Source organism: Bacteroidales bacterium (assembly GCA_013314715.1).
In the GTDB taxonomy this organism is placed as follows: domain Bacteria; phylum Bacteroidota; class Bacteroidia; order Bacteroidales; family GWA2-32-17; genus Ch61.
On sequence record JABUFC010000031.1, the window covers coordinates 19800 to 40771 of the forward strand.

A 20972-nucleotide genomic window follows, 5' to 3' on the forward strand; every position below is an offset into this window, starting at 1 on the left:
TAATTTAATAAATAAACATGCAAACCCAAAGAAATATACTAATAACCGGTGGAGCAGGTTTTATTGGCTCCCATGTAGTACGATTATTCGTCAATAAATACCCTAACTGGCATATATTTAACCTCGATAAATTGACCTATGCCGGTAATCTCGAAAACATTAAAGATATTGAACATAAACCAAACTATACCTTTATTAAAGGCGATATTTGCGACACCAACTTAATTCAACGTATTTTTGAACAATATAACATCGATGGTGTAATACATTTAGCTGCCGAGTCGCATGTCGATCGCTCCATTGCTAACCCTATGGAATTTATACAAACCAACATTGTAGGTACCGTTACACTTTTAAATGCTGCAAAACATTACTGGCACAATCAATTTAATAATAAACTTTTTTATCATATTAGCACCGACGAAGTATATGGCTCATTAGGCAATGAAGGTTATTTTAAAGAAACCACACCCTACGATCCACGTAGTCCCTATTCTGCAAGCAAAGCAAGCAGCGACCATATAGTTAGGGCATATTTTCACACCTATGGATTACCTATCATTATTTCAAATTGTTCAAATAACTATGGTCCCTACCAATTTCCTGAAAAGCTTATTCCACTTATGATTAACAACATTAAAAACAACAAACCCCTGCCAGTGTATGGTAAAGGTGAAAACATTCGCGACTGGCTATTTGTAGAAGATCATGCACGAGCTATTGATTTAATTTTTAATAAAGGTAAAACAGGCGAGACCTATAATATTGGTGGCGAAAATGAATGGCAAAATATTCAACTTGTAAAAAAACTTTGCGAAATACTCGATTTTAAACTACAACGCCCCAAAGGTACTTCTGAAAAACTCATTACGTTTGTAAAAGATAGAGCCGGACATGATTTACGTTATGCCATTGATTGTAGCAAATTAAAACAAGAATTAGGATGGCAACAGCAAGTTGACTTTGAAACCGGGCTTCACATTACTGTTGATTGGTACCTAAATAACGAAGATTGGCTTCAAAACGTAATTACCGGAGAATACGAAAAATATTATCAAAAACAATATTTTCAACGATAATGTTGCAAAACATAACAACAGATATACATTCGCACATTTTACCATGTTTAGACGATGGAGCTAAAAGTATTAGCGAAACCATCGAAATTTGTAAAATGATGCATCATTTAGGATATAAAAAACTTATTACTACTCCTCACAATCAAAAAGGATGGTTTCATAATCCACCCGAAAAAATATATGAAGCCTTAAATAAAGTGAACGTTGCCCTTTCTATTCATCGTATTCCAATAGATATAAAAGTTGCCTCTGAATATTATCTCGACGATCTTTTTATTCAACAAGTAAAAGCTAAAGAATTGTTAACATTTGGTAAGCAATATGTTCTAATCGAATTATCACCTTTTATTTGTAGTAAAACATTATGGGACGATATTAAAACTATTTTCGATTCGGGTTATATTCCAGTTTTGGCGCATCCTGAGCGTTATATTTATTTTTATAATTTTAAAGAAAAATACCATAAGTTAAAAGAAATGGGTGTTAAATTTCAATTAAACCTTATATCGCTTTCTCCTACTGTATCAAAAGAATTGCGATGTCATGCTGAGTATTTAGTAGATCAAAAATTAATTGATTTTTGTGGAAGTGATAGCCACTCTATTAAGAATCCTACCATAATAGCAACATTAAAAACAAGCACTCCATATTATAATAAACTATTAGAATCAAACTTGTTACTTAATGAAACTTTATAGTAAGATTTTTATAACTTATAATAAAATAAAAAGGCGATTCAAAAAACAGAATCGCCTTTTATAATTATTAGAAAAAATAACTTTATTTTACAAACTTAGAATTGAATACTTTACCATTATTGCTTAAAGCCACAACCGAATAAATACCATTTGTTAAATCTTTTACATCTATTTTAATTTCTTGCTCTGCTGATAATGCTAGTTGTTTTACTACTTTACCTTGCATATCGTAAATTTTCACATTGGCAATATTTTCATTAGCAGAAATCATTATAAAATCTTTTGCAGGATTTGGATATAAGCTTGCTTGCATAAAACTATTTTCATTTACACTTTGTGGAGTTGGAGTTACCGAAGCCCAAGTTGTTCCCACTCTAATTTCGTCAATTTCTGCTTTAGGAGTTCCACACGTATTGGTATTATCCCAACCATTTCTAATGCATATGGCTGCAATTGCCGATGCTGTAGAAGTAGAAGCATTATTTGACACAAAACCTGTTGGTTCATTTTGCCCTAAATCAGTTGGGTTTACCCATAAATATGCTGTATTTGCAGAAATGTCATATTTTACAACAGCAAAAACGGGTGTATTAAAAGGCAAATCTACCGTGCTTACAGTATATGCATTAACAGCAACATTTAGATTAGAAACAGCAAGATTAAAAGTACCTGGTGTACTGCCTTTTTTTATTCCTAAACGAGCAGGGAAAACAGTTACATTCGAATTTCCACTTGTAGTTGCAAAATGCATAAAATAATTCACGTTGGTTTCATGCAAATTTGTGCTATCTAAAACATTAATAATAGCTGAATAGTAAGCAACATTGCCTGAAATAGTAACGGGATGGTTAACATCTCTCGAAAGTTGTGTGTTATTGCCAATAATGTAAATTTTATTGCCAGTAGATGCTTGTAAGCCGTTATATGACAAACTACCTGCAATAATATCGATAGTACCATTAGTACCACTATGAGTATACCATCCATTGCTTTCGCAATCGGGTGTAGCTCCTATTGTAGTACAATTACCACCAATGTTTCCTGTACCTGTAAAACCATCGTAAAACTGACCAAACGAAATTTGACTTATGGCTAATAATGCCACTAAAAATAAAGATTTGTAAAATTTTCTCATAATTAAATACATTTTATTAGTTTTGAACAACAAATATACAACGAATATTGATAATATTAGATATTTTGGAGTTATATTTTTGTAAACTCTTTTTTAATTTTTTCGCACACTTCATTCAATTCACTTGGACTAAGTTTTAATTTTTCATGCGAAAAATTAATATCTTCGACATGATTGATAGGTATTAGATGTATATGAGCATGAGGAACTTCTAAGCCTATAACAGCAATTCCAATACGTTTACATGGTACTGCCTTTTCGATAGCCTTTGCTACCTGTTTAGCAAAAATGATCATTTCGCCCAACATATTATCGGGTATATCAAATATATAATCGATTTCTTGTTTAGGAATAACGAGTGTATGGCCTTTAGCAAGAGGATTAATATCTAAAAATGCCATAAACTTTTCGCTCTCTGCAACTTTATAGCATGGAATTTCACCTACAACAATTTTTGAAAAAATACTGCTCATATTATCTCGATATTTCTAGTATTTCAAATTTTACTTTGCCATTTGGAACCTGAACTTCTACAATATCGCCTACCGATTTTCCTAATATTCCTTTTGCAATCGGTGTATTTATAGAAATTTTTCCTTCCTTCAAGTTTGCTTCGCTCTCAGAGACAATGGTATATTCAACTTCCATTTTATTGGATAAGTTGCGTATTTTAACTTTAGATAAAATTTGTACTTTGCTATTATCTATTTTTGAGTCATCAAGAATTCTACTATTATTGAGTGTTTCTTCGAGTTTTGCTATTTTTAATTCGAGCATTCCTTGTGCTTCTTTGGCAGCATCGTATTCGGCATTTTCGGATAAGTCGCCTTTATCGCGGGCTTCAGCTATCATAGCAGAAATTCGCGGGCGTTCAACAGTTTTAAGATATTCTAATTCTTCTTTTAATTTTTTATAGCCTTCTTCAGATAAATAAAATACTTTGTTCATAAGAGTTTCGATTTTAATAGAAAAAAAGAATTCTTCTTTTTCAAGAAGAACCCTTTTTAATGCAAATATATAAAAAAATATTATTACAACGTTACTTTTGCTCCAATAGAATGTACTCCGTTAAATGGGTTTGTTGCTCTATACGAATAATCAATCGAAAAAGTACTTCCTTTTTCTTTGTTCATGGGTATCTGAATGGATACTCCTGCTGTAGGACCTGTAAATGCGGTAGTACGAGTATCATAATCGAATATGCCTTTTTCGTAGATATAGCCACCTCGTATCATAATCATTTCTTTAAATGCAAACTCTATTCCGCCATGTATTTGATCTTTTGTAAATGAGTTTGACGTAAAATTACCAGCAATAGATAACCGATAGTCGCTTGATATTTTGGAAGCTACGGTATCAACTTTGGTTCCTAAATGAAAATCGAATGTCGCTCCAATGGTTATTAAAGCAGGTAGTTCGAAGTCGGCCGAACGCGATAATACCGTCATAACTACATCATTAGGTGGCACATTCGATCTAAACGATAACCCATCGCCACTATAACGCATGGTGGGACCCCAGTTTTTGAGTGATATACCTAAATGCAAATTGTCTCGAATTTTTTTACCTAATTTATTAACACCTAAACCTGTGAGATATTGAATACCTGCATCTACACATACCCCATTGGCTGCAAGGTTAGCAATCTTTTCGTTTATTACCTTTACATTTAATCCGCCATAAATACTATTTGAAAATTCTTTAGCATAAGCTAATCCAATTATAGTATAGGATGGATGGAATGTACCAATGCCACCTTCGGGAAGGTCGTAGGTTGTAATATCAATTTCGCCAAAATCCATATTCATAAATGACAGGCTTAATACTCCGGTTTCGCCAACTTTTTGCGATAATCCAAAAGCATTGATATTAATACCGGTTCCGGCTAGCCAATTTGTATGTGAGAAAATTAATTCTGTTTTTTTGGTAAATGCTGTTCCGGCAACGTTTAGGCTAAGTGCTTCTAATCCTTTGGCACCACCTGTGTTGGCCCCTCCCCATCCTGTACTTCTAGCCCAAGGATTAATTAACAATTCGCTTGCACCAGCTTGACCAGCACGCTGTTCATTACCTGCTTTAGTATATTGAGTAAATGTTATTCCCAATATTACTAAAACTCCAATAACTATTTGCTTTTTCATATAGCTCATCTTTTTCATTATTTTCTATTAGAAATTATTTAAATCGATGGGACGTAATGCACCAAACCATTTAATAACTTTTTCACCTATACCAGGCGCATCAATATGAACAATGTACATACCACTTGCTATGGTTATATTATATTCATTTTTCAAATCCCAATCCTGATAAGAAACAGGGCTGTCTTTTTTAAAGCGACGAATTAATGTTCCGCTCACATTGTATATACTAATAGTACATTTTTGTGGCAAGTTTGTTATTCTAACTTTATTATCAACTTGCGAAGTTTCATAACCACTATAACCATAGTATGGATTAGGTACTACTTTAATTAAATCGAGTGCATTTTTTGCAGTAGCATTGTCATTAGTAATAGGGCTTACGTCTTTTAATGAGAAGTAATACATGGGATAACCGTTATTGGGGTCGGTGGTCGTTAACAGTTCGTTTGTTTTCTTTTGATATGGGTTGGCAACTGAAATATGAATTTTAACATCGCCTTTAATAAACCAATAAGGATCGTTATTATTACTGGGTTTTACTAATTCAGAATTGAGTAAAGGAACAGATACCCACATTGCATTATTCCATACCATAGACATTCTTGTTTCATATTGAGAACCACTAAAGCTTTGAATTTGTTTGAGTTTGCGAATTAAGTATCTTCCTTCATCGTATCTTGGCATAGTATCAACGTATGTGGTACTATTGGATGGTTTATCGTTATGACCAAATACCCAGATATAGTGCTGTCCTCCGATAAATAATCCATTTAAATCGCCGGTTTGGAAATAAATATTGCTAGCATATTCAGCAGTGGGGTTCCATATCATATCAGTACCATTTTGTGATGCATAACGTGAGTTTTCACCAAAAACAATGTTTAAGCGTTCGCCTGTTTCCATATCGATAGCATATCCGGGGAACCATCCCATACCTGTTGATGATATATAATTTGAATAATTAGCATTAGTGCTATCGCCAATATTATTAGTCCTTCCTTCTTTATCAACTGAAGGATGGCGGCGTAATTCAAATTTTTTAGCTCCTCCTTCGCTAATTCCTGCCGCATAGTTACCCGATGCTAAATCTAAATCGGCGGTTTCAATAACAGGACAACGACTCCATTTCGATTTATCTTTGGTAATAACAACCATTATACTCGACAACCTGTGTTTACTAGTAGAAACCTGAGAATCTACGCGTTTATAGAATTGCATTCCTTTTGTTTGTATGCTTGCATTAGAAGCAGGTTTTGAATCTTTCATAGTTAGAGCATAGGGTGCCCATGTGCCTTCTACAACTTTTTCGTAAAAACCCTTAGAATCTGGTGTAGATGATGTTGAAGCATAATCATTACAGCTTACATCGTTAGCATCGCTTACAGTACCAGAACGAATCCAATTGGGGAAGTCGCAACCATCTACATCAGGTATAAAGTTTACCCAACGTTCCATGGGGTTTTCGTAACTTATACTGCTGTTAATATAACCGTTCTGGAATGATTTAGCATCATCTTTTAATGGCCATGGCACTTGTGTTATGGTTACTGAAATACCCCATTTGGGAATAAGTTGTTCATTTTGAATATCGATGGCAGATTCTGAATATACGGTATCGCCTTTTGTAGCATTATTAACTTTGTAAATCATCCATCTTGTTTTTGTTATGCTATTATCGTTAGTATTAATGGTAGTTGAATCGGGTAAAAATTTAAGAATAAAATCGTTGGGTTTAACATTCAAGGGGTCAACTACTTTAATAGCAATAGGACCGTAATTATTTTCATATTCAACACTATCTGTTTTATGTAATGGCGAAGTAAGTATTCTATTAATAGTATTATCGGTAAGTTTTAATTCATTATTACCGTTTCCATGTCCATCTAATTGTATTATTTTAGGACCATATCCATATGTGGCATTAAGTATGGTTCCATTATTAGCAGGATTTGAGATATGTGGCATAGCCGAATAGGTTTGAATAGGTTTTCCATAACCCGAACGACTGGGCAAATATGGTAATTTTTGACCATCAAGTTTATTTGGATCGTTAGGATCGTAGGTTTTATAATTATTATATGCATAAGCGATAGCAACATAATAGTATGTTTTATGATTTACTAAACGTTTATCGCCTGTAGCAAAAGCATCATCTGTTAATCTAAAAGTATGTTGAATACCAGCATCTGCACCTTCAACTTTTACTTTAGGAACAGAATAACCAATTTGATTATCGTATTCAAAATTAACAATTCGTGAAACGCTATCTTTAATATCGCATTGGAATACTAAACGAGCTTTAGTTACATCGTTAATGTCATTTACTGAACATGATTGATCTTTTAATTGGAATACTTGATAACCTTGGAATCGGTATTTGGTATCGCAATTTGGGTTATCAGTAGGGCATACAATAAATGGATCTTCTTCAACGTAATCTTCGCTTGTTTTTAAGTTATTATTTGAACCTTTTATGTTGTAAATATGGAAAATTAACTCTCTATCTAACTCAACTATTTGTAATTCGGGTGCATGAGGGGCATCAACAATTTTAAAACATACTTCGAACAAACGTTGTGCTTTATCGTCAGCGCGTTTAACTTCTCCTACCGAAGCCCATGCGCCTCCCTGATTAGCGCGTGCCCATACCATACCCACAGTAATATCATTTGTTGCTCCTGGTAATAATGTAAATGGTCCAGCAGATTGTACAAAACGGCGGTCAGCAGGTGTATTGTTTTCAGATTGTTCTGACCATACAGGTACTTGAACACCACCTGTTCCCCAATAGCAGGGATCGGTATCATCGGGAAACATAAAATCAGCAGGAGTAGTACCACCATAACCTGTTCCTCCATAGGTCATACGCGAACCGTCTTTCCAATAACCTCTTAAATAACGATAATATTCAACCGCAGTAGAAGGGTCGGACATAGGACCACTGGCTTGATTATTAAAATATAAAAATCTTCTCATTCCCCAACGTTCATCGTCAACCACACCATCTTCGAAATTCAAACCATTTATACTTCCTTCGGTTATGGGTGCTCTATTACAATCAAGTTGCTTTTTACCAGTTGAAGGATTTTTATACCAGTTGCTAGCATTATCAATTCCATCAGGGTCTTGGTAAGGACCTTCAAAAAAGTCAACTCCTACAGCTGGAGGTTGTGTTCCATAAGTTTTTCCATTACCATCACCATCTTGTTCGTCACCATTATACAGATAACCTAAACCTCTGTTTACATCAGTTCCAACATAGTCGTCTGAATGGTCACCTAAATCAGCATCAGTCCATACACCAAAGTAGGTATCTTGTAAGGTATAAGTTGAACGATTGATAAGTGCATAATTTCCAAAGGTCATATTATTTAATTCGTCGTTGGTAGCAAATGCAAAATATTGTGCTTGAATTTCCATACCAACACTAGCACCTTTTGACTCTGTATGAATATTACCACGATCGTTATATACCCACCATAATGTAGCATCGCCATAGAGGCGTGGGCGACGTTTATCGGGTGTAGTTCCACAAGGAACAATTTTATCAAGATCGTAAAATGGATAATCGCCATCTTCGTAATTATAAACGCCGTCGCCGTTTTCATCCCAGAAAGGAGCTAAGGTAGGCATATAATCAGGTTCTGTATTATTGCCTGGCCAATTTTTAATATTATCGGGTACTTCATACCCTGCAAAGACATCTTGTAATAATTGTTGATTATTATCGCGTACAGCTCTCCACCATGAGCGGAAACGAACAACTTCATCTTTGGTAACAGGAAAATGTTTATCGTAACGTGTACACATTTCGGCAGATGTATTTCCTTTATCATTACCAAAAGCTTTCAAAGGTCCTGTAAAATAATCTTGACCAACTTGTCTGTATCGTGCAGCGGCTACACGCAATTGACCATTCACGTCTGTACCTCCAATCCAAATGGCTCCTGCAAACAAAGCATGTTTTCCGCTAAACTTAGGTACTTCATAAAAGGGATTATCCAATAAATCCCACCACATGTCGCCACCTGTAAAAATCATGGTGCGGACATTATTATATTCAAAAATAGTACGTCCACCCGGTGTAACACATCCAGCAACAACCGACTTTTCGCCTTCGCTATTTTTTGCACCTCCAATATATTTGTAGGCAAACGTATATGTGCTCAAAAGCATGCTTGCTACAAAAAAGACTTGAATTTTTTTACTATGTCTCATATTTATATCTTTTTATTTCTAAAATTAAAAACTAAATAAAACACCTAAACGAATAGTGCGTGCAAACGAATAGTTATATGGATAATTAATATACATAGTATAATAATTTCTGTATGCAGTTGGGTCAACTTGTGAATTAATTGTTACTTGATTTTTTGCGTTAGATAAATATCCATCATCGTTTGCATTACCAGTGGTTTCGTAAACATTAAGAATACCTTTATTGTTTAATAAATTATTGATTTCTAGATAAACATTGAGTCCAGCAGTTTTATTTTTTTCAGCTCCATATTTAATTTCAATATCTTTATCAAAGCGAGCATTAATGGTTAAGCGTGCTGGTTTGCGAGCACCATTAAGCGATCCTACTAAATAACCCGTATTTAAATCGCGTTTGCTATAGGGACTTCCGGTTCCATAATTAATTGTAAAGTTAGCACCTGTATTTTGTAAGAAGTCCATACCAAACCATTTTGGTCCATTGTATGCAGGGCCACTGGCAAAGCGATAATCTAAGTTTCCGCTAATAGCATGACGTTGGTCAAAATCAAGTGGAATGGTAGCTCTTAGGTTTGGTTGTCCTGTTTGGATAAGTGCTTTACTTGTTTCGGCATTTGAACCAGTACCATTAGCAAATTGCAATGTATAATTAATACGTAAAGTAACATTACCTGTTCTACGTAAATCATAACCAACGGTTAATCCTTTTACGGTTCCAAAGTCGATATTCGTATATGTCATATATCGAACAGGATAAGCTCCATTTACATATTGTACTTGTATCATATCACGCATTTCGCGATAAAATACTGATAATTTTAATGATGAAGTATTGGATAATTTTTGTTGGAACCCTAACTCATAATCGATGGTTTTTTCTGTTTTTAAGTCAGGATTGTTAATAGCATCAGAACCTTGTTGTATAATGTATAGGTATTCGATAGGGTTCATACGCACATAGCCACTTGGACGTTTGGTAAGAATATCGTAATGAGCGAAGAACAAAGCAACGTCAGAAATTGGAAACGAGAATGCAACACGTGGCATTACATTGATTTGAGGTTCATAGTCCTTAAAGGCTTTAACGGTCATACCTGCTTGTGGGTCGGCTAATATAGGTGCCATGCCATTTGCTGAAGATATTAACGATGGGTCGTTAACTTGAGTACCATTAGCATCGTACCATTTAGCATCTTGTATATTAGTTCCTACCCTATATCCAGTAATTTTTGATGGATTGGCCACATCGTCGGCGTAAACAACTGCATCTGAAGGCATATTGCCTGGGTGTGCTCCATTAGGATTTAAACTACCTGATACTTCGCTTAATTTTTTAGTTTCATATAATGAGAATGGGTCTTTTAATACCATTTGGTTTGCATCAAAACGGTCAACGCGAACACCTATATTAAATATAAGGTCGTTAAAAGCAAATTTATCTTGTATATAGGCAGCACCATAAATAGGTTGGAATGAAGGTATTTCGCGTAAATAACGACCATTTTCATCTTTTTTGGTAAAGAAATCGTTTAAGGTAGGTTTGCCTGATAATTTTTTACCATGAGCATCGAAGCCGTAATAAGTAACAAGGATATTACCATTATTTAATAACTCATCAGCGCTGAAAAAATCGATTTTATAAATAGATGGATCGTAAGAGTCAAAATCAATCCAATTGGTACCATTGATAGGCATTCCTAATGCTTCGCGGAGTTTTTGGTCGAATTGATATTGAGTAGCAGCAGAATAAAGACGATCGTACCATATTGTATCTTGAAATACTCCATTGGCATCGTATACAGGGTGAGGATTCGCTTTGTCTAACTCTAGTATGTGTGCATTGGTAAATGCTCGTCCATATGTCCATAAGGCCATGGGACTAACACCAAAATAACGGTCATCGCGTTGTTCAAATTCGAAACCTAATGATATTTCATGATCTTTCACGTCGGCAGAGCCATTGGCAGAAACACGATATTGTGTTTGATTAAGTTTATAATATTGATTATATGGAGTTCCTGGCGATGTGTAAAGTCCATAAACACTTCGAGGTGCTTGTCCATTTAATAAGCCACCACCAGCCTCAACCAATACTGAATTTGAGTACATAAAGCTCATCGGATCGTACAATGAATAATAGTAAGAAGTATAAGCGGCTAAGTCGGGGTTAATATCGGAAGGAGTAAATGAATATCTTAAATCTCTGAAACCATCGTGTTGCCAAACTCCAGAAGAGTATCCGGGAACCGTATCGGTATATGAATAAGAACGGACTTGTGTAGTTGTAAATTTACCAACATACCCATAATTAAATAATTGATCTTTATGACGAGGGTCTTGTACAATTTCGTTGAAATAATTATAGTCTAATTGTAACTGATAATAGGCATTTTTAATAAGTGCAGTAGCATTTTCTTTTTCGTCAGCACTTTGGAACTTTTGTGTAAAACGTACAAATCCTCGTAAGGTATTGTCGATTGCTTCGCCATTGTTATTTGAATTAAATAAGGTATTAGCGTAACTAAACAAACGATTTTGCTGATGATCGTAGGTAGCACCCACCGTTAAACTTACATTTTTAGATAACTTAAAATCTACCTTACCTTGTAACATCATTTGTTTTTGCGATACATCGGAGCGTGCTTTAACCTTTTCGAATTTATCACTACCTAAAAATTCAGCATTTAATAATGTACCGAATCCTGTTTCGTTGGTTCTATAAGGATTGGCTAAAAGATCATCGACAACTCCATCTTTGGCTTTCCAAATACCAATAACCGAAGGAGCATTATCTTTTTCGTAATTAAAAGAAGCTGTTAAAAAATAACCGGCTTTTACATCTTTTTTCGTTTTGGTAGAATCGTAGGGATCTTTATATTTTTTTGAGAATAAAGGTCCTGTAATTGAACCTTCAGCTAAATAATAGCCATAAGGGTCAAGAAATTTTGATGTTGATAATTCTACTGATCCATGTGTTTCACGCGAAGGTTCCTTAGTTGTAATACTAATAATACCGCCCGTTACGTCGCCATATTTAGCAGGGATCCCACCCATAATAACGTCAACCTGTGCTGTTGCTGATTTAGGTAATGCTGTAGTACCACGAACCTTAACACCATCTATAATGTATACGGTAGCTTCGGCACGAGCACCACGAATACTCCCCACTTCACCACGTTCGCTATATACTCCCCCTACGGTGGTTGCTACGGCTTCTGCCGAACGTCCGGGCATTTTGGCTATTTCTTTATCGGTAACACTACCGCCCGATTGGGTTTGGTCTTTGCTAATTAAAGGAACTTTATATTCTTTAACTTCTACTTCTTGCAGTTGTTGAACAGCAGGCGAGATTCGAAAATCTTGGAATGTAATTTTACCAGCCATAATTTTCACACCCCTATATTGTAAAGGATGATACCCCACATATGATGCTTTAACATCATAAGTTCCAGCAGGAATAGGTTTAATTACAAACTTTCCATCAAAATCGGTCATACCACCAGTAATTACTTGACCATTTGCTTCGATAGAAACGTTAGCAAATGCAATTGCCTCACCCGTGGTAGCATCAATCACTTTACCTTGTAAAGTTCCAGATTGTGCAAAAATGGTAGCCGAAACCAGCAAACCAAAACAAACTATAACTAACCTTCGCAACATAATAATTTGATTATTATTTATTTAACAATTATTTTACGTTTATTTAACACCTTTTAACAAGCGTTCAAATATAAATATTTTTATTTAAATCAACAACTATGATTTTTTTTTTAAGACAAAAGTTTTCATAAAAAATGTTGCAAATTCATATTTTATTAATTATATAAAAAAAGAGGCTGTCTCGAAAAAACAGCCTCTTTTAAATTATTGATTATTTTTAAACCATTATTCGATAGTAACTTTATGCGAACGTCTATATTCACCATTATTTACTTCGATATAATAAATTCCTTTAGAATACCCTTTAAGGTCGATTAATTGTTGATGAACTACATTATCTCTTTCGTATATTTTTTGTCCCATCATATTATATACTTTAACGGTATATACGCTTTGATCGCCTAAAGTTAAATTAAATAAACCATCAGAAGGATTGGGATATACCTTTTGCATAAACATGGCTAGTGGCATTTTTTCGCCTAAAGTTCCAACAAAACTTAAATCATCAACATATAGTGTTGAATTTTCTTGTGGTGCATAGCCGGCAGAAGAAACACAAATAACTTGAAAAGTATCGGGCACAACTGTAGGTGGATCATATTGAATGGGTTGATTAAATGGTGTATAATCGGTAACCGATTGATTGGTCATAACTCCTGCCATGCCTATAGTATCGCGCGAAGTTCCATTCCATTTGGTCATAATAACTGCAATAACCATGGTATCGCCATTCACACTATTGTATTTAAACCAACCTGAAAAAGATTCGGGTTTTACGGTCATTGGAACTCCACCAGTTATACCAGAACCTCCCAGTAAGTCTATGTTTCCTGTTACCGCAATACCCGGCAATAATCCTAATAATGAGGCATTTATGGTTTTTAATTTCATTGCATATGACCCCGTATGTTTATCGGTTGTTTGAGTAACTGGAGCATATGAAAAAAAACCTAAATTTAGATTTGTTGTTCCCCAACTATTGGGTGTAATAGTATCGGTCCATTGCTCAAAGCCATTATTTGGAATAGTTGGCTGAGCCATTAAGAAATTCATGCTAATAAAGCATGCAGAAACAAAAAGTAAAAATTTTTTCATAAGCATATAGTTTTATGGTTAAACTGGTTTCAAATATATACCGTTTTATTGATTTATGCAAATATTAGTTTGAATTTTTTTAATATTTATTCAATTGTTATTTTTTTTTTTTGATTAGTCTTGAATTGAAAAAATTACTCTACTTTTGAATTTAAATTATTAAAATAAATGATACCCAAAAAGTGGTTTACATTCATAGCGATTATAGTTATAGTATTGTATGCACATACATTACATTTTCCACATTTGCTTTATTGGGACAATGCTAATTATTCTTATACGCATCATCCAATTATTCAACAACTTAACATCAATCATCTTATTTCATATTTTACACAAAGCTTCGACAACCATTACCATCCTTTAACACTCATAAGCCTTTCAGTTGATTATTCATTGGGGCATGGAAAGCCCATTTATTTTAGACTTACAAACCTTATCTTATATATTGGAATTGTTTTATTTCTTTTCGTTTTTATTTTAAAACTATTAAAAAACTTAAAGGCAACTTTATTTGTAACGCTTTTTTATGCTATTCATCCTTTTAATGTGGAATCGATTGTTTGGATTTCTGAGCGTAAAAATTTACTTTTTATGTTTTTTCTTTTACCGTCGCTTATATATTATATAAGGTATATTGAAGAGCCAAAACGGAAATATATTGGCATTAGTTGCTTTTTTTTCATTTTAAGCTTATTATCAAAATCGCAAGGCTTACCGCTAGTGGGATTACTATTTATTGTTGATTATATAAAACAAAGGTCATTTAATAAATATTTATTTTTTGAAAAAATACCATACTTAGTTATAGGAACTATTTTTTTGTTTTTTATGTTTTATTTTCATGTTCCAGAAAACTTTGTTAGAACCCATCCTCACCAATTTAGCGATTATTTTTTTAGTGGCTTTCGTAATATCTTTTTTTATATCTATAAAACTTTTATCCCCTTTAATTTTTCACCATTTTACCCGTATCCACAAAATCCAACTGCATCTTATTGGTATTTTCCTTTATTGTTTATTTTGATTTTATTCTTATTATTAAAATATTTTAAAACGAATCGTCTTTTTATAGCAGGTATTGCATTTTATATAATTAGTATTTTCCCATTGTTAAAGTTTTTTTCTATTCCTTATGGAAACTATATAGCAGCCGACCGTCATATGATATTGCCTCTCATAGGATTATCTGTTGTAGCATGGAGTATTATAGAACAAAAAGCTAACAGACCCTTTTTAAAATATACTTACTTTGCCTTTCTTTTAATATTATTTATTTCTACTTATTATTATAGCTCACAATGGCAGAATAGTAAACACTTTTATAGTTATTTAATTAAACAATACCCTCAAGTTATTTCGGGTTGGGGCAACAGAGGTCGTCTCTTTTTAAAAGAACATAAATATAAACTTGCTATTCAAGATTTTAAACAAGCATTAAAATTAAAATCGGACAATTCCAATTTAAATATAAATCTAGGCTTAGCTTATGTTCATTTAAATCAATTTGACAGTGCTTATTATTACTTTTCAGAAGCAATTCGCTGCGATTCGAGCAATTTTAAAGCTTATAGCAACCGGGCCTTAACCTTAATCAAACTAAATAAACCCAACGAAGCTTTAATAGACATAACCAGTTGTGTAATTTTACAACCCAATTTTGCTGAGGGTTGGTTTAATAAGGCTTTAATAGAATTTAGACTTCATTATTACCAGCAAGCCATCGAAAGTTTGAAGCAATCTCGAAATTTAAAAATGGATGAGCGTAAAATTGTTTTACTAGAAGAACAAATAACTTCAGAAATGAAAAAATTAAATCATTCTTCTTTTTATTAATTTTCAAAAAGATTATTTTTTACTGCATCAATATTTCTCCTTAATGCTCTTAAACCTATTCTACTAATAGGAGTTTTAGATAAAAATTTCTTAAAACGTCCTGTTGTAATGGTAAGCCATTCGTCATTTGTCCAATAGACATGTGGTTGAAGCTTAAAAAAATAATTTTGCTGAGCACTAACACGTTTATTAAATGGACAGACTAATTGACAGATATCACATCCGGCAATATAATAAGTAGAGTTTTTATGGGGCAATTGAGGGTCTTTATTTTCTAGTGTTAAGTATGAAACACATTTAGCCGCATTAATTATTTTAGGTTCAACAATAGCGTTAGTTGGACAAGAATTTATACAAATATTACAATTGGTTGGGCATTGCAAATTTAACGCACGATCATATTCAAGCTCCACATTTAGCGCAATACCACCTATAACCACCCATGACCCCAATTCGGGATGAATTAAAAGCCCATGCTTACCAATCCACCCTAATCCAGCCGAAACCGCATACGATTTTTCAAATATAGGAGATGTATCGCAAAAAATATTTCCATCTATATTATTGGATATATTAGCTTTGATATAATTAAGCAATTCGGCTAATTTCGATTTAACTATATAATGATAATCGTTTGAAAAAGTATAGTAAGCAATTTTAAATTTTGAGTAATTTGTTTTTATTTCTGGAAGATAGAAGGCTAAAACAATAATAATTGATTTTGTTCCTGGAAATAAAAGTTGAATATCACGACGTTGTTCAATTGTATTTTTCAGATAATGTAACGAAGCATGATAACCATTTTTTAAATATAACTCAAGTGCTGCCTTATCAAATTCTTTTAACTCTGGTTGAGCAATACCAATTGCATTAAAACCCAACGAGAGTGCTTTTTGCTTAATAAGCCTCGTCCATTGAGTTTTTTCCATGAAACTAAAACTCACCGTTAGATCTTCCTGCCATATAGCCCCTCATTATTCCACGTGTTGAATTGCGAATGAACATAATAATATCATCACGTTCTTTCGATACGGGCAATTCTTTCTCAATATATTCGAGTGCTTGCGAAATATTTAGATTACGTAAATACAAATAACGATAAATTTCTTGAATTTGTTGAATTTGTTCGTTGGTATAATTTCTTCGTCTTAAACCAATAGAATTAACTCCTACATAACTCAATGGTTCACGAGCAGCCTTTACAAAAGGTGGCACATCTTTTCGAACTAAACTACCTCCCGAAATATAGCAATGAGCTCCTATTTTTACAAATTGGTGAACAGCTACTAATCCGCCTAAATTTGCAAAATCTTCAATTTCAACATGTCCGGCCAAAGTGGTATTATTGGCTAAAATACAATTATTTCCGACTATACAATCGTGTGCAACATGAACATAAGCCATAAGCAAACAATTACTACCAACTACTGTTTTATAACTGGCTTTGGTACCACGATTGATGGTTACAAATTCTCTTATCATGGTATTGTCGCCAATTATAGCTACAGTATTTTCGCCGGTAAACTTTAGATCTTGTGGTACTGCTGAAATAACTGCACCCGGGTATATTTTGCAATTTTTACCGATACGTGCACCCTCCATAATTACAGCATTCGAACCTATCCAAGTTCCCTCGCCTATTTCTACATTTTTTTCAATAGTAACAAAGGGATCGATAATTACGTTATCAGCAATTTTTGCTTCAGGATGAATATATGCTAATGGTTGCTTCATACTATTATGAAATTATAATTATTCTTTTTTTGCAATTTGTGCCGTTAATAAACCTTCGGTAACAACAGTTTCACCGACAAAAGCAGTCCCTTTCATAGTAGCAATACCACGACGAACAGGACTCATCAACTCTAACTTGAAAACCAATGTATCACCTGGAATTACTTTTTTCTTAAAACGAACTTGTTCTATTCTTAAAAAGTAAGTAGCATAATTTTCTGGATCTGGAACGGAATTTAACACTAATATACCACCTACTTGTGCCATTGCTTCAACAATAAGTACTCCGGGCATAACAGGCTCATTAGGAAAATGACCAACAAAAAAACCTTCGTTATAAGTTACATTTTTTAACCCTATAACACTATTTTCGTCTATTTTCAATATTTTATCAACTAATAAAAAGGGATAGCGATGGGGTAAGCGTTTTTGAATTTCGGCAATATCCATTATAGGTTTGGCATAAATATCAATAATTGGTAATGCTGGTTTGTTTTTTTCTTTACGAATAATTTGCGTAAGATATTTAGCAAATTCAACATTGGCTTTATGCCCTGGTTTTTTGGCAAATATCTTTCCCTTGATAGGCATTCCCACTAACGATATGTCGCCAATAAAATCGAGTAGTTTATGTCGTGCTAATTCGTTCGAAAAATGTAATGAAGTGTTGTTTAAAAGTCCTAACTCGGGTTCATATTCAAGATGAGGTTTGTTTAAAACATCAGCTATTTTATTAACCTCTTCTTTGGTTAATTTTTTGTCAACTACTACAATAGCATTATTAAGATCGCCTCCTTTTACCAAACCATTTTGAGCTAAATATTCTAGTTCATGTAAAAAAACAAATGTTCTACAAGAAGCTAATTCCGTTTTGTAAAAAGGTAAAGAAGTTAAAGTTGCATACTGATTGTTTACAATCTCAGACGGATAATCAATTAAAACAGTAGCATTAAATTCATCATCGGGCAAAGCTATAAATTCGCTACCTGTATCGGCAAAAGTAAAATTTATAGGTTGTTTTATCTCAAAAAAAGTTTTAGGTTCGTCTTGTTCGAATATTCCAACATTTTCAATTCCATTTACGAATGCAATAGAACTTCCATCCATAATGGGGACTTCTTCGCCCGATATTTCAATAAGCAGATTGTCTATTTCCGAGCCATAAATTGCACTTAATAAATGTTCAACCGTATGAACCGTTACTCCATTTTCGGTCAACGAAGTTCCACGTGAGGTATGGCTTACATTATCGACATGACATTTTATAATAGGGTTACCATCTATATCTACACGCTGAAAAATAATGCCATGATTTACTGGAGCAGGTTTAAGAGTAATGTTACATATAGAACCTGTATGCAAACCATTTCCAGAAAAAGAAACGGGCATTTTTACAGTTCGCTGCATTTTTCCTATCATGATAAAATTTTTTAAAAAAGTGGCACAAAGATAGGTTAATCATATTGATTTTCAAAACAAATTTTACATATAATCTATTATTTCATAAAATGCATCATTTTTCTTAATTGTGCTCTGGTTAGTCGATGTATCATACCTGTAGGTTTATTTTTCATTAAAAGCGATTCAAATGTTTTTTGCTGATTTAGATCTAAATTTAAATCATTAAATCGAATCGGGCAATTTATTGCTAGGAAAAAGTCTTCTATTTGCTTAATCGTTTTTGAAGTTGTTTTTATACCCCACCATTCATTTCCAAGCCATATTATCCGCTGATTTAATTTACGACGATGCAATTTTAACCAAGCAGGATAAACAACAGAAAGACTGGCACCATGAGGAATATCAAATAATACCGATAAATGATGAGCTACGTCGTGAACACCCCAATCGCCCGACTTTCTACCATGAAATGTAATCCCATTTAAAGCACAGGTAGATGCCCACATCATGCGTTCACGTAATTCATAATTTTGCAAATCGCTTAAGAGTAGCTCTGCTATTTGGCTAACTTCTTTTAATACACTTATCACAAAACGGTCAGAAAGCAGAGCATTACCATCGCCAAAATAAGCTTCTAACAAGTGGGCAACAATATCGGCTAAACCATAAGCAGTATATTCTTTAGATACAGTTAAGGTGTAAGTTGGGTCGCAAATAGATATAGTTGGATAAGTAAAAGGCGAACCAAAACCAAGTTTTTCGTTAGTTTCGTTATTTTGTAAAACAGCAAAAGGATTCATTTCTGAACCGGTTGCCGCTAATGTTAAAACGGTGATAATGGGCAAAGCATGTGTTGGTTTTTCTTTACCTTTCATTACATTCCAAGGGTCGTTATTCTTTGGAATGCACAAGGCTATTATTTTGGCAGAATCAATAACACTGCCTCCTCCGACAGCTATTACCATATCTACTTTTTCTTTAATCCCCAAGGCAATTGCTTCTCGCACTTCTTCAACACGAGGATTAGGTTTTATACCCCAAAATTCAACAAAACGAATCTGGGCTTTTATTAATTGAGCTATCACATCATCATAAGCTCCATTCGCTTTTGCAGACTTACCACCAAAAACTAATAAAGCCTTTTGCCCAATTCGTGGCAAATGCTTCGATAAATATTCTATACTTTGCTTTCCAAAAAACAATTTGGTAGGATTATAGGCTATAAATGTTTCCATAAATATTTTTTTTAAAATTAGAAATTCTTTTTCTAATAAAACGAAACTTTTGTATTATTACTTTAGTATAAAGTATTGTAAATTGTTAAAACTTATGCTTATGAAAAAACTATCTATTTTTTTATTTTTTGGTGTTTCGATAGCCTTGTTGCTTCAAACATCGTGCAGCATTGAAAAACGTCATTATCGTCCAGGTTTTTATGTAAATAATGGCTCTAATAAAAATACCAAAGGAACAATGGTTGAAAAGAAAGCCAGTCCTGCTGTAGCTATTAACAACACTGTTGCTGAAGTACAAAGCGAACCAATGACCGAAGCCAACGCTCAGCCTATTTTCCATCAAAAAGCCGAAGAACATTTGGTGATCACTACACAAACCGCCTTTGCTCACAAAGCTAACCCTTCAAAAACGGAGGCTAATGTAGAAGCAAAGCAAATAAACAAAAGCGAAGCCATCAAAGCATTAAAACAAAATGCGAAAGCCTTAGCTTTTTATGCACAATCGCATAAAAACAAAGGAGGTGGAGGCGAACAAATTGTTGCACTTTTACTCTGCTTCTTTTTAGGATTCCTTGGCATTCATAGCTTTTATTTAGGGAACAAGAAAAAGGGAGTCCTTTGCAAGGCTATTAACATGCAAATATGTGATTGTTAATAACTTATTGATGTTTTTATTTAAAATTCCAGAAATAATGGTTATTTTAGCGTTATGAAATTAGAAAAATCAGGAAATATGA

Annotated in this window: 15 protein-coding genes; 4 read left to right on the forward strand and 11 right to left on the reverse strand. The window is 33.7% G+C overall.

From position 1 onward, the window contains the following. Positions 1–17: 17 nt before the first annotated feature. On the forward strand, positions 18–1079 hold the full coding sequence (rfbB, locus tag HPY79_08375; protein ID NSW45814.1) for a dTDP-glucose 4,6-dehydratase: 1062 nt from the start codon (positions 18–20) through the stop codon (positions 1077–1079). Further along, a complete protein-coding gene (locus HPY79_08380) occupies positions 1079–1777 on the forward strand; it encodes a capsular biosynthesis protein (GenBank protein NSW45815.1) in 699 nt (232 codons plus the stop codon). The genes rfbB and HPY79_08380 overlap by 1 nt, the downstream gene beginning before the upstream one ends. 82 nt (positions 1778–1859) lie before the next feature. On the opposite strand, the gene HPY79_08385 is transcribed toward HPY79_08380, so the two are convergent. The 7 genes from HPY79_08385 to HPY79_08415 all read right to left on the reverse strand — a co-directional run bounded on the left by HPY79_08385 (position 1860) and on the right by HPY79_08415 (position 14029). Next, positions 1860–2912 (reverse strand): T9SS type A sorting domain-containing protein, encoded by a 1053-nt coding sequence (locus HPY79_08385; GenBank protein NSW45816.1) that lies wholly within the window; start codon positions 2910–2912, stop codon positions 1860–1862. A gap of 71 nt (positions 2913–2983) precedes the next feature. After that, a complete protein-coding gene (locus HPY79_08390; GenBank protein ID NSW45817.1) occupies positions 2984–3385 on the reverse strand; it encodes an HIT family protein in 402 nt (133 codons plus the stop codon). Between the two features lies 1 nt (position 3386). After that, complete coding sequence (greA, locus tag HPY79_08395; protein NSW45818.1) at positions 3387–3860, reverse strand: transcription elongation factor GreA; 474 nt, start codon at positions 3858–3860, stop codon at positions 3387–3389. A gap of 83 nt (positions 3861–3943) precedes the next feature. Then, positions 3944–5053: a PorV/PorQ family protein gene (locus tag HPY79_08400; protein NSW45819.1), complete on the reverse strand. Its 1110-nt coding sequence runs from the start codon at positions 5051–5053 to the stop codon at positions 3944–3946. Positions 5054–5080: 27 nt separating this feature from the next. After that, on the reverse strand, positions 5081–9274 hold the full coding sequence (locus tag HPY79_08405) for a T9SS type A sorting domain-containing protein (GenBank protein NSW45820.1): 4194 nt from the start codon (positions 9272–9274) through the stop codon (positions 5081–5083). Between the two features lie 24 nt (positions 9275–9298). After that, positions 9299–12934: a carboxypeptidase-like regulatory domain-containing protein gene (locus tag HPY79_08410; protein ID NSW45821.1), complete on the reverse strand. Its 3636-nt coding sequence runs from the start codon at positions 12932–12934 to the stop codon at positions 9299–9301. A gap of 225 nt (positions 12935–13159) precedes the next feature. Then, positions 13160–14029, reverse strand: a complete 870-nt coding sequence (locus HPY79_08415; protein ID NSW45822.1) for a T9SS type A sorting domain-containing protein — start codon at positions 14027–14029, stop codon at positions 13160–13162. Positions 14030–14197: 168 nt separating this feature from the next. Between HPY79_08415 and HPY79_08420 the strand changes: the two genes are divergently transcribed. Further along, positions 14198–15865: a glycosyltransferase family 39 protein gene (locus HPY79_08420; GenBank protein ID NSW45823.1), complete on the forward strand. Its 1668-nt coding sequence runs from the start codon at positions 14198–14200 to the stop codon at positions 15863–15865. Here the strand turns inward: HPY79_08420 and queG are convergent. From queG to HPY79_08440, 4 genes are all read right to left on the reverse strand, one after another. Further along, positions 15862–16794, reverse strand: a complete 933-nt coding sequence (gene queG, locus HPY79_08425) for a tRNA epoxyqueuosine(34) reductase QueG (protein NSW45824.1) — start codon at positions 16792–16794, stop codon at positions 15862–15864. The genes HPY79_08420 and queG overlap by 4 nt on opposite strands. Positions 16795–16798: 4 nt before the next feature. Continuing rightward, complete coding sequence (gene lpxA / locus HPY79_08430; GenBank protein ID NSW45825.1) at positions 16799–17599, reverse strand: acyl-ACP--UDP-N-acetylglucosamine O-acyltransferase; 801 nt, start codon at positions 17597–17599, stop codon at positions 16799–16801. 18 nt (positions 17600–17617) lie between these two features. Further along, entirely contained in the window at positions 17618–19015 is a 1398-nt protein-coding gene (locus HPY79_08435) for a bifunctional UDP-3-O-[3-hydroxymyristoyl] N-acetylglucosamine deacetylase/3-hydroxyacyl-ACP dehydratase (GenBank protein ID NSW45826.1), read from the reverse strand. A gap of 80 nt (positions 19016–19095) precedes the next feature. After that, a complete protein-coding gene (locus HPY79_08440) occupies positions 19096–20235 on the reverse strand; it encodes an iron-containing alcohol dehydrogenase (GenBank protein ID NSW45827.1) in 1140 nt (379 codons plus the stop codon). Positions 20236–20473: 238 nt separating this feature from the next. Between HPY79_08440 and HPY79_08445 the strand changes: the two genes are divergently transcribed. After that, positions 20474–20890, forward strand: a complete 417-nt coding sequence (locus HPY79_08445) for an NINE protein (protein NSW45828.1) — start codon at positions 20474–20476, stop codon at positions 20888–20890. Positions 20891–20972: the final 82 nt, after the last annotated feature.